The sequence below is a fragment of the Streptomyces hilarionis genome (genome assembly GCF_024539675.1).
GTDB classification, from domain to species: Bacteria; Actinomycetota; Actinomycetes; order Streptomycetales; family Streptomycetaceae; genus Streptomyces; species Streptomyces hilarionis.
Genome location: NZ_JAHHIT010000935.1, coordinates 1 through 230, shown reverse-complemented (window position 1 = coordinate 230; position 230 = coordinate 1). Strand labels below are relative to the sequence as shown.

At 57.0% G+C, this 230-nt stretch carries 1 protein-coding gene; it reads right to left on the bottom strand.

The genetic code is table 11. From position 1 onward, the window contains the following. Positions 1 to 230, bottom strand: a 230-nt coding sequence (locus KMS84_RS40830; protein ID WP_256921700.1) for a chromo domain-containing protein, incomplete at both ends; no start/stop codon positions are given.

The window sequence follows — 230 nt, the reverse complement described above, 5'->3', positions numbered from 1 at the left end:
CATCACGGGGCATCCAGATGTTCTCTGTGGACGACATGCCCTTGAAGGAGATCTCGTACTCGTAAGACTGCTTCAGCTTCTTACGGGCAACGATCTCGTCGATGATACGCTTGGCGCCCTCGACGACAACGACACCGCCCTCCTTCATCTTCTGGAGCTCCTCCTCGGTCAATACACGGTTGGCCTTGGAAAGCTCCTCGAGGTCCTCTCCGGTCTGGTAACGCCAGAGC